Source organism: Streptomyces spinoverrucosus (assembly GCF_015712165.1).
Classification (GTDB): Bacteria; Actinomycetota; Actinomycetes; order Streptomycetales; family Streptomycetaceae; genus Streptomyces; species Streptomyces spinoverrucosus_A.
On the sequence record NZ_JADPZX010000001.1, the window covers coordinates 260,189 to 277,146 of the forward strand.

Sequence of the window (16,958 nt, forward strand, 5' to 3'; positions counted from 1 at the left end):
GTCCCCGCCGCGACGGGCGCGACGATGCGGCTCGTCGACCCGGTGACCGGCGTCTCCCACCGGACCGCGCCGCTGTCCGGCCGCGCCGACACCGACGCGGCCTGCGCGGCGGCGGAGACGGCGTACGAGCGCTGGTCGGTGACCACGCCCGCCGAGCGGCAGCGGGCGCTGCTGCGCATCGCCGACGCGCTGGAGACGCGCGCGGCGGAACTGGTAGCGGCGGAGACGGCCGACACCGGCAAACCGGAGCGGCTGTTCCGCGCCGACGAACTGCCCGCGATCACCGACACCCTGCGCTTCTTCGCGGGCGCCGCGCGGAACCTGCCCGGCACGGCGGCCGGGGAGTACACCGAGGGGCGCACGTCGATGCTGCGGCGGGAGCCGGTCGGCGTGTGCGCGCAGATCACGCCGTGGAACTACCCGCTGATGATGGCGGTGTGGAAGATCGCCCCGGCGCTGGCCGCGGGAAACACCAGCGTGCTGAAACCGGCCGACAGCACGCCCACTTCGGCCGTGCTGCTCGCCCGGATCGCGGCGGAGCACCTGCCGCCGGGCGTGCTGAACGTGGTGTGCGGCGACCGCGACACCGGCCGCGCGCTGGTCGGCCATCCGGCGACCCGGCTGATCGCGCTGACCGGCAGTGTGCGGGCGGGCCGTGAGATCGCCACGGCCGCCGCCACGGACCTGAAGCGGGTGCACCTCGAACTGGGCGGCAACGCCCCGGTCCTGGTCCATGACGACGCCGATGTCGAGGAGGCGGCGGCGCGGCTGGCCGCGATCGCCTACTACAACGCCGGTCAGGACTGCACCGCACCGACGCGGCTGCTGGTGCAGGCGGACGTCCACGACGCGTTCGTCGACGCGTTCGTCGGGCATGCCGAGGCGCTGCGCGCGGGCAGCGACTTCGGGCCGCTGAACAACGCCGGTCAGCTGGCCACCGTAAAGGGGCTGCTGGACCGGCTGCCGGGGCACGCGAAGATCGTGCTGGGCGGCGCGGCGACCGGCGGGCCGGGCTTCTTCCACGAGCCCACGGTGGTGACCGGGCTGCGCCAGCGGGACGAGCTCGTGCAGGAGGAGATCTTCGGTCCGGTCGTGACCGTCCAGTCGTTCACGGACGACAGTGAGGCGCTGCGGCTGGCGAACGACGCGCGGTACGGGCTGGCCGCCGGAGTCTGGACGGCGAATCACGACCGGGCCATGCGGGCGACCCGGGCGCTCCACGCCGGCATCGTATGGGTGAACACCCATGGCACGACGGTGTCGGAGATGCCACACGGGGGCGTGAAGCACTCCGGCTACGGCAGCGACCTGTCGATGGCGGGCCTGCTGGACTACACACAGGTCAAGCACGTGATGCTGTGACGCCGCACCTTCTGGACGTGGCGCGGCCGGCCGGAGTGTCGTGGAAGAGTCCGCGCAACATGCCGCCTTACGCGGTCGGCAGCGGCAGGGCGGTGAAGACGTGCTGTTCCCAGAGGCGACGGGAGGCCTCTTCCGGGTAGGCGGCGACGGTGGGTTCGGTGTCGAGGAGTTGGGCGAGGCGGCGCTCGGTGTCGTACGCCGGCCAGCCCGGGTCGCCGGTGGTGGCGAACGCGGTCCAGGCGGAGCGGACGTGGGCGGAGAGCGTCTCGGTCTCGGGTGAGGGCTCGGGCCCGATCAGCATGGCGCCGATGCCGTCGTACACGCCGAAGGTCAGCGGTACGTCGAGGCCGTGGCAGGCGCCCAGCGCGCCCTCGTTCACCGGCGCGGACCAGGTGAGGTCGTACAGGTGCGCCCGGCCACCACCGGCCACCTGGGCCTCTGCGAGGTGCAGTGAGGGCATGCGGAACAGCCAGTCCGACTGCACCAGTTCGAACAGGTACTCCGCCGAGGCGTCCGGGAACGCGGCGCGATAGTCCTTCTCGGCGTCCGGCGTCGGCCCGAACAGGCCCAGCGCCGTCGCGGCCAGGCCCTCGTCGACCCGGCCGAGCAGCCCGCCGAGCAGCAGGAACAGCCGGTACTCGTCCTGGTTGTGCCCGACGACCAGGTCCAGATCCCGTGCGGCACCGCTCGCGAGGGCTTCCCACGGCGTGGTGGGCAGCACCTCACCGTCGACGACGGGCGAGAACGGGGTCGGGGTGAGGGCGACGGCGCCCCAGCGGTGCGCGTACTCGCGCATCCGGGCGGTCAACGCGGCTCCCGCCCCGGGGAGTTCGCGCGGGTCCACGCCGGCGAGGTCGGCCACCGTGGGACGCAGGCCGAGCTCACCGGCCAGGGCGGCCGCGATGTCCGCGGCCAGCGCGCCGGAGAAGAACGTGCCGGGCACGCTCTGCGCGATGGCCCGCCGGAACAGGCCCCGGGCGCGCGGCATGACCATCAGCGAGGCGATGGATCCCGCGCCGGCGGATTCACCGAAGACGGTGACCCGGTCGGGGTCGCCTCCGAAGGCGGTGATGTTCTCACGCACCCATTCCAGGGCCGCGACCTGGTCGAGCAGTCCCCGGTTCGCCGGCGCGCCCTCGATCCACGCGAAGCCTTCCATCCCGACCCGGTAGTTGAGCGTGACCACGACGAGGTCGCCCTCGCGCGCGAGGCGGCTGCCGTCGTAGGCGGGGTCGGCGGAGGAGCCGAACTTGTAGGCGCCGCCGTAGATCCACACCATGACGGGGCGCCGCGCCGCCGGATCCGCGTCCGGCGTCCAGACGTTCACGGTCAGCCAGTCGTCACCGGCCGGGAGATCCCCGGCAGGAGCCATGTCGGGACCCATGGGCTCCTGCGGAGGCGGCGGACCGAACGCGAACGCCTCCCGGACGCCGTCCCAACGCTCCACCGGCCGCGGGGCCGCGAAGCGCGCCTCACCCACGGGCGGCTGTGCGTAGGGGATGCCCCGGAAGACCGTCAAACCGCCCTCAAGGCGACCGCGGACCACGCCGGAATCCGTTGTGACCTGGGCAGATTCGTGTCCGCGCATCGATGGCTCCTCACGGGAGGGCGAAACGGAAGTCAACTCGTGCTGATCAGGGTACGGCCCGCGGGGATGCGTTCCAGCACCCCACCGGCGAAGACGTCGTACAGAGGCAGCGTCTCGAGGTGTACGTAGCCGATGTGGCAGTCGCAGGTGGCCAGCGGGCAGGGGCGCGGGCGCAGGGCATCTCGGTACGAGCCGTCGTAGAGGTTGCCCAGGGGGGTGCGCACGAAGTGGCAGCGGCGGACGGTGCCGTCGCCGTCGACCGAGATCACGGAGTCGCCGGTACGGCACGGCAGACCGGCGCTGGTGTGGGGGTGACGGCTGTAGGGGAACAGCGGGTCCAGGGCCGTCCACAGGTCGGCGTCGGCGTCCGTGTAGGTGTGGCCCTCGGCGGCGTTGATCCACAGGTAGACGTGGTCCGGCAGGTCGGCGCGCAGGCGGCGGGCCGCTTCGAGGTGGTCGGGCAGTCCGACGACGCCGACGCTGAACCGGACGCCGCGCGCGGCCAGTTCGCGGCACTTGGAGAGGAAACGGTCGTAGGGGGTCTGGCCCGGGTGGTAGGTGCACCACAGGGCGAGGGTGTCGGCGTCCGCGTCGGCGAGCCAGTCGGTGCGGCAGCTGAGGTTGGTCTGGATCGCCACCCGCCGGATGTGCGGGAGGTGGGAGAGGTCCGCGAGGGTGCGCCGGTACCAGGAACGGACCAGGCCCTCGCCCCACGGGGTGAACAGGATCGACAGACGGTCCTCGCCACGGTCCGCGGCCCAGGCGGCGAAGCGTTCCAGAGCGGCGCGGTCGGCGCGCAGCTCGGCGCCGCTGTCGCGACGCTTGGCGAACGGACAGTAGGGGCAGTCGTAGTCGCAGGAGGCGAGTGGGCCACGGTAGAGCAGGGTGAGGTCCATGAGGGCCGGTCACTTCCTCTCGTAGGCGGCCATCGCGGCCCGCACGGCCGGGGAGAACAGGGCGGGGCCGATCGCGTCGGAGTGGGCGAGGCCCTCGGGGGTGAGGCGGAGGGTCGTGGAGTCGTCGGCCAGCCAGCCGCGGTCGGCGAATCGTTCCAGTGCGGGGCCGAAGTCGTCGGCGGGGGCGACGCCGAAGCGGGCCCGGTAGGCGTCGAGTGGCAGTCCCTCGGCCTGAAGGAGCGACTGCAGCAGGTGACGGCGCCGCGCCTCGTGGGTGTCCATCTCGTAGCCGACCTCGGCGTGGGAGAAGTCGGTGGTGTGGACGTAGTCGTCGATGATGGCGCGGATCTCGTGCATGCCGACGGCGTAGTCGAAGGAGTAGTGCAGCCCGGCCGTGTAGGAGCGGGCGCCGCAGCCGAGGCCGATCATGCCGTCCGTCTGGCAGGCGTAGTCGTCGGCACCCTGCGGCGGGGCGTCGGTCCGGCGGAACATGCGCATGGACTGCTGGGTGTAGCCGTGGGCGAGGAGGTGGTCGCGGCCGACGCGGTACAGCCGCAGCCGCTGCTCGTCCCACGCCGGGTCCGGGCCGGTGCCGCGGCGGTCGAGGCCGGTGAGGGGGCGGACGTACAGGGGGTAGAGGTACAGCTCCTCGGGTCGCCAGGACAGGGCGGCGTCCAGGGAGTGGCGCCAGGTGTCCTCCGTCTGGCCGTTGATGCCGTAGATGAGGTCGATGTTGAGCACCGGGATGCGGGCGTCGCGGACGCGTCCGAGCGCGGACTCCACGTCGGCGCGGCGTTGCGGGCGTACGGCGGCCCGCGCCTCGGAGTCGACGAAGCTCTGCACGCCCAGGCTGAGGCGGGTGGCGCCGCGGGCGGCCAGGACCGCCAGCCGGTCGGCGGTGGCCGTGGCGGGTGACGCCTCGACCGACAGCGGGACGGCACGCAGGTCGGCGCCCATGCGGTGCTCGGCGATGTCGCAGAGGCGGTCCAGTTCGCCGGCGGTGAGGAAGGTGGGGGTGCCGCCGCCGAAGGCCGCCGTGGCGAAGCGGACCTCGTCGGTGTCCCCGAGAGCCTCGCGTACGGTGGCCGCCTGGCGGTCCAGCGCGTCCAGGTATGCCCCGGTCAGTCCGTCCGGGGCGCCGATGCGGGTGAACAGGTTGCAGAAGCCGCAGCGGACCTCGCAGAAGGGGATGTGCAGGTAGAGGGAGAGGGCGTCCTTCGGCTCGGCGGCCCACAGGGAGGCGAGCGTGGGGCGGTGGGGAAGCGGGCGGTAGGCCGTCTTGTGGGGGTAGGCGTAGACGTAGTGCTGGTAGGGACCGCCCTCGAGCGCGTCCGGTGCGGTGGTGGCACCCGAGGGCGCGGCCGATACGGCGGCGGTCAGCAGGGATCCGGCGGGGGTTGCCGAGGTTTCGGCGGGGGTCGTGGGGGCCTTAACGGTGGTCGTCGGGGCTTCGGCGCGGGTGGTAGGGGCTTTAGCGGCGGTCGTCGGGGCTTCAGCGGTGGTCATCGGGGCTTCAACGGTGGTCATCGGGGCTTCAGCGGTGGTCATCGGGGCTTCGGCGCGGGTTGTCGGGGCTTCGGCGCGGGTTGTCGGGGCTTCGACGCGGGTTGTCGGGGCTTCGGCAGCAGTCATCAGAGTCTCGACGCGAGCCGCCGAGACCTCGCCAGCAGCCATCAGAGTCTCGACGCGAGCCGCCGAGACCTCGCCAGCAGCCATCAGAGTCTCGACGCGAGCCGCCGAGACCTCGCCAGCAGTCATCAGAGTCTCGACGCGAGCCGCCGAGACTTCGCCAGCAGTCATCAGGGGCTCGGCGCGGGTTGTCGAGGCTTCGGCGGTGGTCATCGTCGGGTGGCCTCCGTCGGGGTGGCTTCGGGGAGCGTCGCGGGTGTGGTCGTGGGGGGTGCGGGTTCGAGGAAGAAGTGGCCGTAGGGCACGGTCCAGACGCAGTCGTGACCGAGGCGGTGGCCGGTGTAGCCCCCCTCGCCGTAGGCGGTGCCGTGGTCGGAGCAGACGATCGCGAAGCAGCGGCGTCTGCTGCTCACCGCGGCGAACAGCCGACCGATGTGCCGGTCGACGTACTCCAGCGCGGCGGCGTGCGTCTCGCGTGTGTCGCCGTCCTCTCGGGTCGCACCCGGCAGATGGAACCAGTTCGGCTGGTGCAGGGCGGACACGTTGACGAAGAGGAACAGCCGCTGCTCGGCGGGCAGTTCACTGATCACGCGTTCGGCGCGGGCCACCTGGTTCTCGAAGGACGCGGGCGAGGTGACACCGAAGTCCGGTTCCCAGTACGACTCGTGGAAGAGGCCGGGCAGCACCGAGCCGAGCGGACCCTGCTTGTTGAAGAAGCCCACTCCGCCGACGCACACGGTGTGGTAGCCCACCTCGGCCAAGCCGGAGACAAGGTCGGGGGTGTCGTAGACGAAGGTCTTCGGTGCGGTGGTCTCGCTGCCCGCGAAGCTCGCCGCGAACAGCCGTGGGTGCGGTCCGGGGGCGGCCGGGGTGGGCAGGAAGCCGGCGAACATGGCCTGGTGGGACGCGTAGGTGAAACTGCCCGGGGCGTGCCGCTTCTCCCAGCGGCCGCCGGGCAGGTGGCGGGTCAGGTTCGGTATGCGGCCCGCGGCGGCGAGTTCGGCGGCTACGTCGTAGCGCAGGGTGTCGAGGGTGACGAGGAGGAGGTCGTGGCTGCCGACGATCTCGTTCATGTCCGGCTCGCCCGCTGCCGACGGGGTGGGCGGAATCGGCTCACTGATGGGGGCGGGCGAGGGCATGGGCGCGTGTTCCTGTTCTCTTGCCGTGCGGGTGGTGCTGTGGGGGCCCGTGGGGTCCGTGGTCCTCGTCGGGCCGACCGTCATACGTGCGCAGTGCGGCCGTGACCTGGGCGGCGTAGGTGTCGAGGCCTTCGGCTCCGCTGCCGGGCAGGCCGGTGAGCCGGGGCAGCAGATCGCCGAAGGCGTTGACCTCGCCGACGGCGGCGCTGCGCCACCCGACGGCCGGCAGCAGGTCGACGCCCACGCACAGGGTGCCCGGGAAGCAGGCCGCGGCCCGCTCGCACACGTCGAGCAGGTCGGCCCAGCGGGCGCCCGCCGCCTCGACGGCCCGCCGGGCCGTGTCGAGGTCGCCGCGGCTGCCGCCGAGGTGGAGGTTGGTCAGGGGCCAGCGGCTGGTGCGGACCACCGCGTGGGTGGCTCGGCCGGCGACCACCACGACTCTCAGGTCCGCGGCCCGGCCCTGCTGCGAGGCTTTCGGCAGCCAGCGTTCCAGGTGCAGGCCGTCGGGGGCGAGCGCGTCGACGATGGCCGCGATGTCCCGCTCGCGCTCGTAGCGGCGCACCCTGAGGGAGTTGAACAGACGCCCGTCCGCGGCGAGTTCGACCGAGGTGGTGGCCCGGAGGCGCCCGCCCCCGCCCGACTCCACGGCCAGCACACCCGACGCGGACGAGCCGTGCGCGGGCTTGACGAACAGCCGGGGCATCCGGTGCTCCCGCATCAGCGCCCGTACGTCGTCCCAGCCACGTATCGGCGCGGCTCCCGGCCCCGATGTGGGCGAGGCGGGGACCGGCACGCCCGCCGCGTCGAGGACGGCGTGGCAGCGCCGCTTGTCGAACAGCACTGCCAGGTCGTCGGGGTCGTCGAGCCGGATTCCGCCGCGCAGGGAGCGCAGCGCCGCCGTGAACCCCGCGTACCAGCGGGCCGAGCCCTCCACCCGGGTGGGGTCCTGGGTGCCGCGCAGCAGCCGGTCGACGTCGGCGTTCTCGCCCGGCGAGTCGACGCGGACGAGTTCCGCCGCGTCGAACTCGGCTCCGCCCGCGCGCAGTACGTCCGACCAGGCGACGACACGCGGGGCGGGCAGGCCGGCCGCGCGCACCGCCTCGGCGAAGAGGGTGACCCGGCGGTTCTCGGGGTTGCCCACGACGGCGAAACGGGCGCTGGGGACACGGGCCGGTCGCATGGTCGGCGCGCTCATTCGCCCACGGCGACGTATCGCCACACCGTGCCGTTGTGGTCGTGGTCCTCGTCGGCGTCGCCGTGGTCCAGGTCCAGGGCGACGCCGGCGGGTTCGAGGGTCTGCCGCAGGCGCTCCTGGAGGGGCTCGGTCATGTAGTGGTGGTGCAGGTCGAGTTGCTTGAGGTGAGTGAGCGGCTGGCCGGCGAGGAGAGCGGCGGCGCCGTCGTCGGTCAGGACGCCCATGGACAGGTCCAGCACCTCCAGGCGGGCGACCACGGGAGCGGCGGCGACGGCCGCGGCGACGGCGTCCTGCATCTCGCTGTTGCGCAGGGCCAGGTGGCGCAGGCGCGGCAGGCGGGCGCCGGACAGGATCGGCTCCAGGTCGGCGACTTCGCTGTCGCCGCCGTAGTCTGGCGTGCCCAGCCACAGGTCGAGTTCTTCGAGGGCGGGCAGGTCGCTGCCCGCGACACCGCGCACGACGTCGGCGGGCAGCCCGCCGGACTCCATGGTGAGTTTGCGCAGGCCGGTGTGGCGCAGGGCGGGGAAACGCAGCCCGGATCCGCCGCGGACGCCGAACTCCTCCAGGTCGGGGAAGGCGGTGAGAAGGGGGGTGACGTCGGTCTGGTTGATCCAGGAGATCTCACACTCCTCCATCACCATGTCGCCTACGAACAGCGCCCGCAGCGCCGGGAGACGGTCCCGGGCGGCCACCAGCGCCTCGATGACGGCGGACGGGTCGGTGTCGTAGGCCTCCTGCCAGGCACCGACGATCAGGGCGCGGACGCGGGTGGTGTCGACGGCGGCGCAGAACCGGGCGAAGGCGTCGGTCCAGTCCTCCTCGGCGTCGTACACGCCGCTGCCGATGCGCCAGGCGGAGGAGTCCGCGTCGGGCAGGTCGTCCGGCCGGTGATCGGGGCCCGGGAAGGTGTAGGCGGGCAGCCGGTACAGCGCGTCGAGGTGGTCACCGATGGTCATGCGGCTGCTCCTGTGAAGAGAGAACGGGTGTTCCGTGGCGACCGCTGTTCTACCAACAGGCACTGACAAAGCCCGTCGGGGGGCCGTGGTTCCGGCCGTTGCGCCGGGGGGGGGGACGCGCCGGTGCACGAGACCTGACCGGGGCGGCCCAGCCTCGCGGACGTCCCGGCCCACTCCACGAGCTGAGCGGCGGCCGCGGCCATGAGGAGACGACCTCCGGCAACAGGGGCGCCGAATACTCGAGGGCCGGGAACGCGTCCCGGCCCTCTCGTCATTCCCCGTCACTTTCCCGTCGATCAGGGGAGCGTCCACTTCTGGTTGGGTCCGGTGTGGCAGGACCACAGATGCACTGGCGTGCCGTCGTTCCAGGTGCCGCCGGACGCGTCGAGGCATTTGCCGGTCTGCGGATTACGGACGGAGCCGTCGGCCTGCGGAGACCATTGCTGGGCGCCGGTGCCGTTGCAGCTCCACAACTGGATCCTCGTACCGTCGGCGCTGCCGCCGCCGGAGACGTCCAGACACTTGCCCAGGGCCCTCATGGTGCCGTCCGCGACGGTCCACTTCTGCGCGTCGGAGCCGCTGCACGTCCACAGCTGGATCTTCGTACCGTCGGCGGTCTGCGATCCGTCGACGTCCAGGCACTTGCCGTTGACGCCCTTCACCTCGCCCGAACGCGGCCCAGGAGTGGAACCCGAGTGCTTGATGCGGACGTTGCGGAAGGACACGTCGTCGCCGTCGCCGTGGTTCTGGATGCCGATGTGCCCCTGGGCGAGGCTTCGTGCCGGATCCGTGTTGGTGAAGTCGTTGATCTTCTGGCCGTTGAGGAAGACCTCCAGCCGCTCCCCCGTGACCCGGATCTCGTACGTGTTCCACTCGCCCGGAGGGTTCAGCGCCGCGTCACGTGCGGCGATGTCCGCCGACTTGTACCCGTAGACCGCCCCGGTGGTGCGTTCGGGAACGTCGGTGGCGTCGATCTGGATCTCGTAGCCGTTGTTCACCGCGGACCAGGGGTCGTCGGAGGCCGGGAAGCCCACGAAGACGCCGGAGTTGTCGTCCCCGGCCATCTTCCAGTCGAGCTTCAGGGAATAGTCCCCCTTGAACTCCTGCGCGGAGTACCACAGCATGCCCAGGCCTCCGTACGAGGTCAGGGTGGAGTCGGCGAGCGTGAAGCCGCCCGGGCCCGCCTGCTTCCAGCCGTTGGTGCTGGATCCGTCGAAGAGCGTCTGGTAGCCCGTCTCCGGTCGGCAGTCGGCCTGTGTGCGGTCCGCCGCCCAGCGGAGGCCACCGAGGAGGTGGCGGCGGAAGGCGGGCTCGGCGTAGGACTCGTCGGTGTGCCCACCGCCCGTGTAGAAGGCCCGGCCGCCCTGGTAGTCCTTGCACCAGCTGATCGGGTGATCGCCCGACATGTTGCCGCCGCTGTAGCTCGACTCGTCCAGGGAGGCCAGGACGCGGGCGGTGGTGCGCGGATTCGAGCGGTAGTTGTACCACTCGTCCGTGCGCTGCCAGGACGTGCCCAGGTGAGCTGTGGCGTCGTGGGCCCGGTCCTCGACCTTGACGGTGGCGGACTGGATCGCCGGGTGCGAGTGGAACAGGGCTCCGGCCAGCCCCTCGTAGAAGGGCCAGTCGTACTCGGTGTCGGCCGCGGCATGGATGCCGACGTATCCGCCACCGCCCTGGATGTACTGCTCGAAGGCGGTCTGCTGGGCGCCGTTCAGGACGTCGCCCGTGGTGGACAGGAAGACGACGGCTTCGTACCGGGCGAGGTTGGCGCCGGTGAAGGCACCGGCGTCCTCGGTGGCGTCCACGGTGAAGTTGTGCTCGGCGCCCAGGTCCCGCAGGGCCGTGATGCCGTCGTCGATCGAGGAGTGCCGGAAACCGGCCGTCTTGGAGAAGACGAGCACCTCGTACGCGGGGTCCGCCGCTGATACCGGCGACGAGAACGCCGCGTCGGCCCCGGTGGCGTGGTCCGCGGCGCCGGTCAGGGCGATGGCCTGAGGTGTTCCGGCCAGCAGGGCGGCTCCGAGGAGGGCCGTGGCCGCTCTCAGTTTGTTGCGCACTTCCTCGGCGGCTCCCGCGGGTGCGGCGGGCAAAACGACACCGACGGCGCCTGCCACCGTCGGTACGAGCCATCGAAGAGGTCTGCGACTTAACGGACTTGTGCGCACAGGTGCCTCCCGGGTGTGGGGGTAGCGGCAGGCGGGCGTGTCAGAAGGAAGTTAGCGGCGTTCGTTCGAGGACGTAAGTCCTTTTGCGCAAGATCTCGTTACTTCTTCCCGGGTGGGGACAAAGTGCGCGCGGGGGACAGATCGGTGGCGCTGTGTCCACCCTTCCGCCGCACCCGCGCCCGCTTACCGTTTTCTCATTTCAGATGTGACCTTTTCGGCCCGGTTCTGTGTGGAGACTTTGCGAAGGACGCTGGTAATTTGAGAGCGCCGCGATGCCCCGCGAAGCCGGGGAGGGGGAGTCATGATTTGCGGCCGCTGCTGCGGCAACAACATCAAACCTCGTACGTCTGTACGGTCTGCCTGCGCGAGCAACACGTAGTGCGGAGGGAGGCACAGTCGTGGCCCAGGGAGGGCAGGGGGGACGCCGCCGTCAAAGTGGCGACGAGGTGCCTCTGGAGCCGGACGTCACCATGCAGTTGAAGGTCCCGGCGCAGCCGACTGCGGCCGCGGACGAGACCATGCAGCTGCGCATACCCGAGGGCGGCATACCCACCGGATTCGACATATCCGCTGATTCCAACGCCTCCGGGATATCCGGGATATCCGACATACCCGAGGCGCCCGACGCCGCCTCCCCCGCATCCGAGAATTCCCGTACGCCCTCCCGTCGCCGCCGCAAAGCCCCCCGCCCCTCCCCCGCCGCCCGCCTCACCGCGGCCCTCGGCCCTCGGCTGACCCCCGTCCTCGCCCCCGTCGTCGCCTTCCTCGGCCCCTACGTCCGCCGGCTGCGCCCGCTGTACCCCCGGCCGGGCCGCACCGGTTGGCGCCGCTGGATCCCCTCCTGGCGGCAGACCCTCGGCGGCTTCCTCGCCTCCCTCGGACTGAGCACCCTCTTCCTGGTCGTCGCCTACGCCGCCACCGACATCCCGGACAATCTCAACACCTACGCCACTCAGCAGGACAACGTGTACTTCTGGGCCGACGGCACCCCGATGGCCCGTACGGGCTGGGTGCAGCGGCAGGCGATGCCGCTGGACGACGTACCGGAGGACGTCCGCTGGGCGGTGCTCGCCGCCGAGAACGCGAGCTTCTACAGCGACCCCGGCGTCTCCTTCAAGGGCATCACCCGCGCCCTGTTCCGCACGCTCGGCGCGGGCGACACCCAGGGCGGCTCGACCATCACCCAGCAGTACGTCAAGAACGTCTACCTCAACCAGGACCAGACGCTCAGCCGCAAGTTCACCGAGGCCATGATCGCCCTCAAGCTCGACAACAGGATGAGCAAGGACGAGATCCTGGAGAGCTATCTCAACACCAGCTGGTTCGGCCGCGGCACCTACGGCATCCAGCGCGCCGCCCAGGCCTACTACGGCAAGGACGTCAACGAACTCAACGTCAGCGAGGCCGCCTTCCTCGCCTCCCTGCTCAAGGGCGCCGGCCTGTACGACCCCACGCTCAGCAAGGCGAACCAGGAGCGGGCCGTGGAGCGCTGGTCGTGGATCCTGGACCGGATGGTGGCCATCGGCAAGCTGTCGCCGCAGGAGCGCGCCAAGTACCGGACGTTCCCCGCGCCGCTGAAGAGCAACCCGCTGTACGACACCGGCGAGCAGAGCGACTACCTGGTGGAACTCGCCGCGCAGTACGCCAAGAAGAACGCGCACCTCTCGGACAAGGACTTCGACCTCGGCGGCTACCAGATCTACACGACGTTCGACAAGGATCGCGAGGCGCAGCTCACCGAGGCCGTCACCAAGGCCCGCAACGAGGCCAAGAAGGACGATCCGAAGGCCGCCAAGGCCGCCCACTACGGCGCGGCCTCCATCGCCACCGACGGCCGGATCCTCGCTGTCTACGGCGGCCCCGACCACCGTACGCAGGGCTACAACGAGTCCAACGCGACCACCGTGCCGGCCGGTTCGGCGTTCCTGCCGTTCGTCTACGCGGCCGGACTGGAGCACGGCGTGCGCAAGACCCGCGACGGCGACCGCACGCCGGTGACCGGGGAGTCCCTCTACAACGGCGACGACGAGGTGCCCGTCACCACGCCCGAGGGCCCGTACTGGGACCGCAGCGGCCGCAAGGTCGCCGCACGCAACGACGGCGGCAGGTCCTACGGCCAGATCTCCCTGCACCAGGCCCTCGCCCTGTCCGTCAACACCCCGTTCATGCAGCTCGGCATGGACACCGGGCTGGAGAAGGTGCGCGCCACCGCCGAGGCCGCGGGGCTGCTGCCCTCCAGCATCGGCGCCCAGGTGCCGACCCTGTCCACCGGCAGCTCCACACCGAGCGCCATCCGCATGGCCAGCGGCTACGCCACCTTCGCCGCCGACGGGGTGCACGTCGAGCCCTACTCGGTGCGGCGCATCACCCTCAACGGTCACAAGGTCGCCCTCGACGCACCGCCCACCCGCCGCGCGATGGGCGCCGAGGCCGCCCGTGAGGTCCAGTCCGCCCTCACCGACGCCTTCCGCACCGCCCACCCGGACGCCGCGACCACCTCCGCGGAGGTCGCGGGGAAGCTGGGCACCACCGAGGACGACACGGCCGCGTGGTACGTCGGCACCGCCAAGAAGGTGGCCACCGCGGTCGTGGTCTACCGCATCGACCTGAACAAGAGCCTCGAACCCCTACCGCTCCAGGGCCTGGGCGGCACCGCAACCAACAGTGTCCCGTACGGCATCTGGTCAGGTGCCATGAGTCCCCTCGGCTGATCACCGACGCGACCGGCATCGCCCCAGCCCCTGTCCCCAAGAGATTGAGCCGCAAGATGAAACAGCCGTCGGGCCGCCGCCGCAAGGCCCGCGTACCCCGCCGTCCCGCCGCCCGTCCGGGGTTCATCACCCTGGCGGCGTTCCTGGTCGTCACCTCCCTCGTCGCCGGTTACCTGGTGCTCTCCCGCACCGGCAACACCGCCTCGACCGCGTCCGCCAAGGACCGTTCAGGGCAGCATCCGGCCTCGCGGGCGACCGAGGAGCCGGAGTGGGACGGCAAGACCAAGGTGCTCGGCGACGGCTCGACGTCCTACACCGGCCCGCAGAAGGACCAGTTGAAGCCGGAGCCCCTCAAACCCGGTCAGAAGCCGCCCCAGTTCGTCGTCTTCTCCTGGGACGGCGCCCTCCAGGGAGACGACGAGCTCTTCTCCCACTACCGGGAGATGGCCAAGCGGTACAACGCCCATATGACCTTCTTCCTCACGGGTATCTACCTGCTGCCCAAGAGCAAGAGCGACCTCTACTCCCCACCGCAGCACCCCAAGGGCACCGCGGCGATCAGCTTCCCCACCGACGAGCACATACGCACCACCTTGGAGCAGCTCGCCGGCGCCTGGAAGGACGGCAACGAGATCGGCACCCACTTCAACGGCCACTTCTGCGGCGCCAAGGGCGGCGGCGACTGGAGCGTCGAGGAGTGGAAGAGCGAGATCGACCAGTTCTACGAGTTCGTGGAGAAATGGAAGACCACCACGGGCTACACCGACATCGACCCGCTGCCCTTCGACATCAGGAAGGCGGTCACCGGCGGCCGCGCCCCCTGTCTGGAGGGCCAGGCCAACCTGCTGAAGGCGGCCAAGAGCTACGGCTGGCGCTACGACGCCAGCTCCGCCGGCGACTTCCAGATCTGGCCGACGAAGAAGAACGGCATCTGGGACTTCCCACTCCAGATGCTCCCGTACGAGGGCGGCAAGTACCAGGGCCTGTCCATGGACTTCAACTTCCTCTACAACCAGTCCGACGGCGAGACCGACGGCGACCCGGCGATGTACCCGCAGTGGCAGCAGGAGACCTTCGACGCCTACATGGCCGGGTTCAACCGCGTCTACTACGGCAGCCGGGCCCCGCTGTTCATCGGCAACCACTTCGAGCAGTGGAACGGCGGCATCTACATGAAGGCCGTCGACGACATGATCAGGACCGTGTGCACCAAGAAGGACGTCAAGTGCGTGTCGTTCAAGGAGCTCGCCGACTGGATGGACGTCCAGAAGCCGGCCACCCTGGAGCGGCTGCGCAGCCTGGACCCGGCGCAGTCCCCGGACTGGTCGACGGTCGTGCAGTGACCGCCCGCCGCCCGGCGCGGCGGGAGTCGGTGACGGTCCGATAACTCCCGCGCATTCAGGGGTGCAACCCCCTTCACACCAGCCACACATGGCATGCAAAGATTCCGCTTGCCTCGGCAGTCCTGCGCCGAGGAAAGAGGGGAACTTCAGTGAAGTCAAGGAAATTGAGCCGTACGCGGCGTCGCGCGACGATAGTCACGGCAGCCGCCGCCTCGGTCGTCGCCGGCGTGGCGCTGCTGCCCAACTGGAGCGCGGGCGCGTCCGCGCCGGCCGAGCCCGAGGTGGACGCCCGGACCAAGGCCACGTTTCAGCGCCTGGCCGACGCGGTCTTCACCGACCGCACCAACGCCCTGGTCGACAAGCCGGGCGACAACGGGAAGAAGCCGCTGATCGACGGCTTCTCCGGGGAGGTCGCGGTCTCCTCCGGTGCCGCCCGCACCGAGGACGACGCCGTGGACCGGCTCGGCGACCGCAAGGAAGGGCTCGCGCGGCTCGGTGAGAAGTACAGCGCGGCGAACACCTCCGTCACCCTGGACCACACCAGCGTCAGAGGCCGCAAGGCCGTCGTCAAGGTCACCGAGACCACGACGCTGACGTACGAGAAGGTCCGCGGCGACGAGCCGCGGACTACCGGATTCCAGGCCCACCACAGGCTGACCTTCCAGGCGGACCGGCAGGGCAACTGGCGGCTGACCGACATCCGTGAGACCGACGACGGCTATCTCGCGGTCAACCAGACGGCCAAGCCGAAGGTCGCGGCAGCCACCAAGGCCAAGACCGACACCATGCCGTCGGCCCCGCGCGCGGCCATCACCCGGCCCGCGCCGTCCAACCCGAAGAACCTCACCGCCGGCGGCTACGACTACAAGGCGATGGCCGCCTACGCGGAGAAGTACTGGACCAACTACAACCCGGACTACCCCGACTTCAACGGGCAGGGCGCGGGCGGCGACTGCACCAACTTCGTCAGCCAGTCCCTGAAGGCGGGCGGCTGGAAGCACGTGCCCGGCTATGTGTACGACTACACCCGGTGGTTCGGCAACGCCGACATCCAGTCGCACTCGTTCGTCGGCGTCAACGAGTGGTCGTGGTTCGCGCTGAACTCCAAGCGCGTCACCAGCCTCGCCAACGTCTACCAGATGGACGTCGGCGATGTGCTCCAGATCGACTTCGACAAGGACGGGTCCAAGGACCACACGATGATCGTCACGTACCGCAGCCGGCAGGGCGTGCCGTACCTGACGTACCACTCCACCAACACCTACCGCCGGTCGGTGGCGAGCATCATCGCGTCGTACCCGAACGCCGCGTACTACGCCTACCGCACCTGACCGGCCTCCCCCGGCCGACCCCGCCGCTCCGGCCCCGCCAGGCCGGGGCGGCGGCTTGTACGACCCGCCGGGTACGAGGCCGGTCTAGAGGTCGAAGTCGATGTGCTCCACGTCGGTGAACTCCACGTCGAGGCCGTGGGCGCGCCGGTTGCGGTCGCGGAAGTAGATCTCACCCAGACCCTCGGCCGCGATGTGACGCAGCTGTTGTTCGGTGGCTCCCTGCTGCTGCGCCTCGAAGAGGCGGGCCGCGTACTCCGGGGGCAGCGCCACGGTGAGGTGGCGCAGTCTGGCGTCGTCGGTCGTGCCGGGTGCGGCGGTGTAGCCGAAGCGGGCGCGGGTGTCGATGACGATGCCGCCGGTGGTGGCCGCCGTCTGCCGGGCCTTGGCGCGGATCTGCGGCTGCCACCGCTGCCTCACCTCGCGCTCCAGCCGGTCGGCGAGTTCCTTGCGGGGCCTTTTGATCTGGTCCTTCACGTACCGTTCGACGGTGCGCTGGGTGATCCCGAGCAGCTCGGCCACCCGCCTCGTGCCCTTGAGTTGCTTGACGAGGTACCGCACTTGCGCACCCGCGCTCTTCGGGATGGGGCGGGTGAACGCCTTCTGCAGCGCGGCGTCGAGGCCGTCCCCGACCGTGTCCATTGGG

Annotated in this window: 12 protein-coding genes; 4 read left to right on the top strand and 8 right to left on the bottom strand. The window is 70.9% G+C overall.

Going from position 1 to position 16,958, the window contains the following annotated elements; genetic code table 11:
• Positions 1-24: 24 nt before the first annotated feature.
• On the top strand, positions 25-1,362 hold the full coding sequence (locus I2W78_RS01205) for an aminobutyraldehyde dehydrogenase (protein WP_230885736.1): 1,338 nt from the start codon (positions 25-27) through the stop codon (positions 1,360-1,362).
• 67 nt (positions 1,363-1,429) lie between these two features.
• On the opposite strand, the gene I2W78_RS01210 is transcribed toward I2W78_RS01205, so the two are convergent.
• The 7 genes from I2W78_RS01210 to I2W78_RS01240 form a co-directional block, all read right to left on the bottom strand.
• Entirely contained in the window at positions 1,430-2,950 is a 1,521-nt protein-coding gene (locus tag I2W78_RS01210) for a carboxylesterase/lipase family protein (protein ID WP_196456139.1), read from the bottom strand.
• Positions 2,951-2,982: 32 nt separating this feature from the next.
• Complete coding sequence (locus tag I2W78_RS01215) at positions 2,983-3,846, bottom strand: STM4011 family radical SAM protein (protein ID WP_196456141.1); 864 nt, start codon at positions 3,844-3,846, stop codon at positions 2,983-2,985.
• Between the two features lie 9 nt (positions 3,847-3,855).
• Positions 3,856-5,352, bottom strand: coding sequence for an STM4012 family radical SAM protein (locus tag I2W78_RS01220; protein ID WP_230885288.1), 1,497 nt, complete (start codon positions 5,350-5,352; stop codon positions 3,856-3,858).
• 332 nt (positions 5,353-5,684) lie between these two features.
• A complete protein-coding gene (locus tag I2W78_RS01225) occupies positions 5,685-6,548 on the bottom strand; it encodes an STM4013/SEN3800 family hydrolase (protein ID WP_196464347.1) in 864 nt (287 codons plus the stop codon).
• Between the two features lie 40 nt (positions 6,549-6,588).
• Entirely contained in the window at positions 6,589-7,809 is a 1,221-nt protein-coding gene (locus I2W78_RS01230; protein ID WP_196456143.1) for an STM4014 family protein, read from the bottom strand.
• Entirely contained in the window at positions 7,806-8,765 is a 960-nt protein-coding gene (locus I2W78_RS01235) for an STM4015 family protein (RefSeq protein ID WP_196456145.1), read from the bottom strand. The genes I2W78_RS01230 and I2W78_RS01235 overlap by 4 nt, the downstream gene beginning before the upstream one ends.
• 296 nt (positions 8,766-9,061) lie before the next feature.
• Positions 9,062-10,822 carry a ThuA domain-containing protein gene (locus I2W78_RS01240; RefSeq protein WP_196456147.1) on the bottom strand — a complete coding sequence of 587 codons (1,761 nt, stop codon included), beginning with the start codon at positions 10,820-10,822 and terminating at the stop codon, positions 9,062-9,064.
• Positions 10,823-11,400: 578 nt separating this feature from the next.
• Here I2W78_RS01240 and I2W78_RS01245 point away from each other — a divergent pair.
• From I2W78_RS01245 to I2W78_RS01255, 3 genes are all read left to right on the top strand, one after another.
• Positions 11,401-13,641, top strand: a complete 2,241-nt coding sequence (locus I2W78_RS01245) for a transglycosylase domain-containing protein (RefSeq protein ID WP_196464348.1) — start codon at positions 11,401-11,403, stop codon at positions 13,639-13,641.
• 56 nt (positions 13,642-13,697) lie between these two features.
• A complete protein-coding gene (locus I2W78_RS01250) occupies positions 13,698-14,984 on the top strand; it encodes a hypothetical protein (protein ID WP_196456149.1) in 1,287 nt (428 codons plus the stop codon).
• A gap of 164 nt (positions 14,985-15,148) precedes the next feature.
• Positions 15,149-16,315, top strand: a complete 1,167-nt coding sequence (locus tag I2W78_RS01255) for an amidase domain-containing protein (RefSeq protein ID WP_230885290.1) — start codon at positions 15,149-15,151, stop codon at positions 16,313-16,315.
• Between the two features lie 84 nt (positions 16,316-16,399).
• On the opposite strand, the gene tpg is transcribed toward I2W78_RS01255, so the two are convergent.
• On the bottom strand, positions 16,400-16,954 hold the full coding sequence (tpg, locus tag I2W78_RS01260) for a telomere-protecting terminal protein Tpg (protein ID WP_196456153.1): 555 nt from the start codon (positions 16,952-16,954) through the stop codon (positions 16,400-16,402).
• Positions 16,955-16,958 lie beyond the last annotated feature (4 nt).

Excerpts from the sequence above, each read along its gene's own strand:
- I2W78_RS01205 (WP_230885736.1), top strand. The coding sequence starts at position 25 with ATGCGGCTCGTCGACCCGGTGACCGGCGTCTCCCACCGGACCGCGCCG.
- I2W78_RS01210 (WP_196456139.1), bottom strand. The coding sequence starts at position 2,950 with ATGCGCGGACACGAATCTGCCCAGGTCACAACGGATTCCGGCGTGGTC.
- I2W78_RS01215 (WP_196456141.1), bottom strand. The coding sequence starts at position 3,846 with ATGGACCTCACCCTGCTCTACCGTGGCCCACTCGCCTCCTGCGACTAC.
- I2W78_RS01220 (WP_230885288.1), bottom strand. The coding sequence starts at position 5,352 with ATGACCACCGCTGAAGCCCCGACGACCGCCGCTAAAGCCCCTACCACC.
- I2W78_RS01225 (WP_196464347.1), bottom strand. The coding sequence starts at position 6,548 with ATGAACGAGATCGTCGGCAGCCACGACCTCCTCCTCGTCACCCTCGAC.
- I2W78_RS01230 (WP_196456143.1), bottom strand. The coding sequence starts at position 7,809 with ATGAGCGCGCCGACCATGCGACCGGCCCGTGTCCCCAGCGCCCGTTTC.
- I2W78_RS01235 (WP_196456145.1), bottom strand. The coding sequence starts at position 8,765 with ATGACCATCGGTGACCACCTCGACGCGCTGTACCGGCTGCCCGCCTAC.
- I2W78_RS01245 (WP_196464348.1), top strand. The coding sequence starts at position 11,401 with ATGCAGTTGAAGGTCCCGGCGCAGCCGACTGCGGCCGCGGACGAGACC.
- I2W78_RS01250 (WP_196456149.1), top strand. The coding sequence starts at position 13,698 with ATGAAACAGCCGTCGGGCCGCCGCCGCAAGGCCCGCGTACCCCGCCGT.
- tpg (WP_196456153.1), bottom strand. The coding sequence starts at position 16,954 with ATGGACACGGTCGGGGACGGCCTCGACGCCGCGCTGCAGAAGGCGTTC.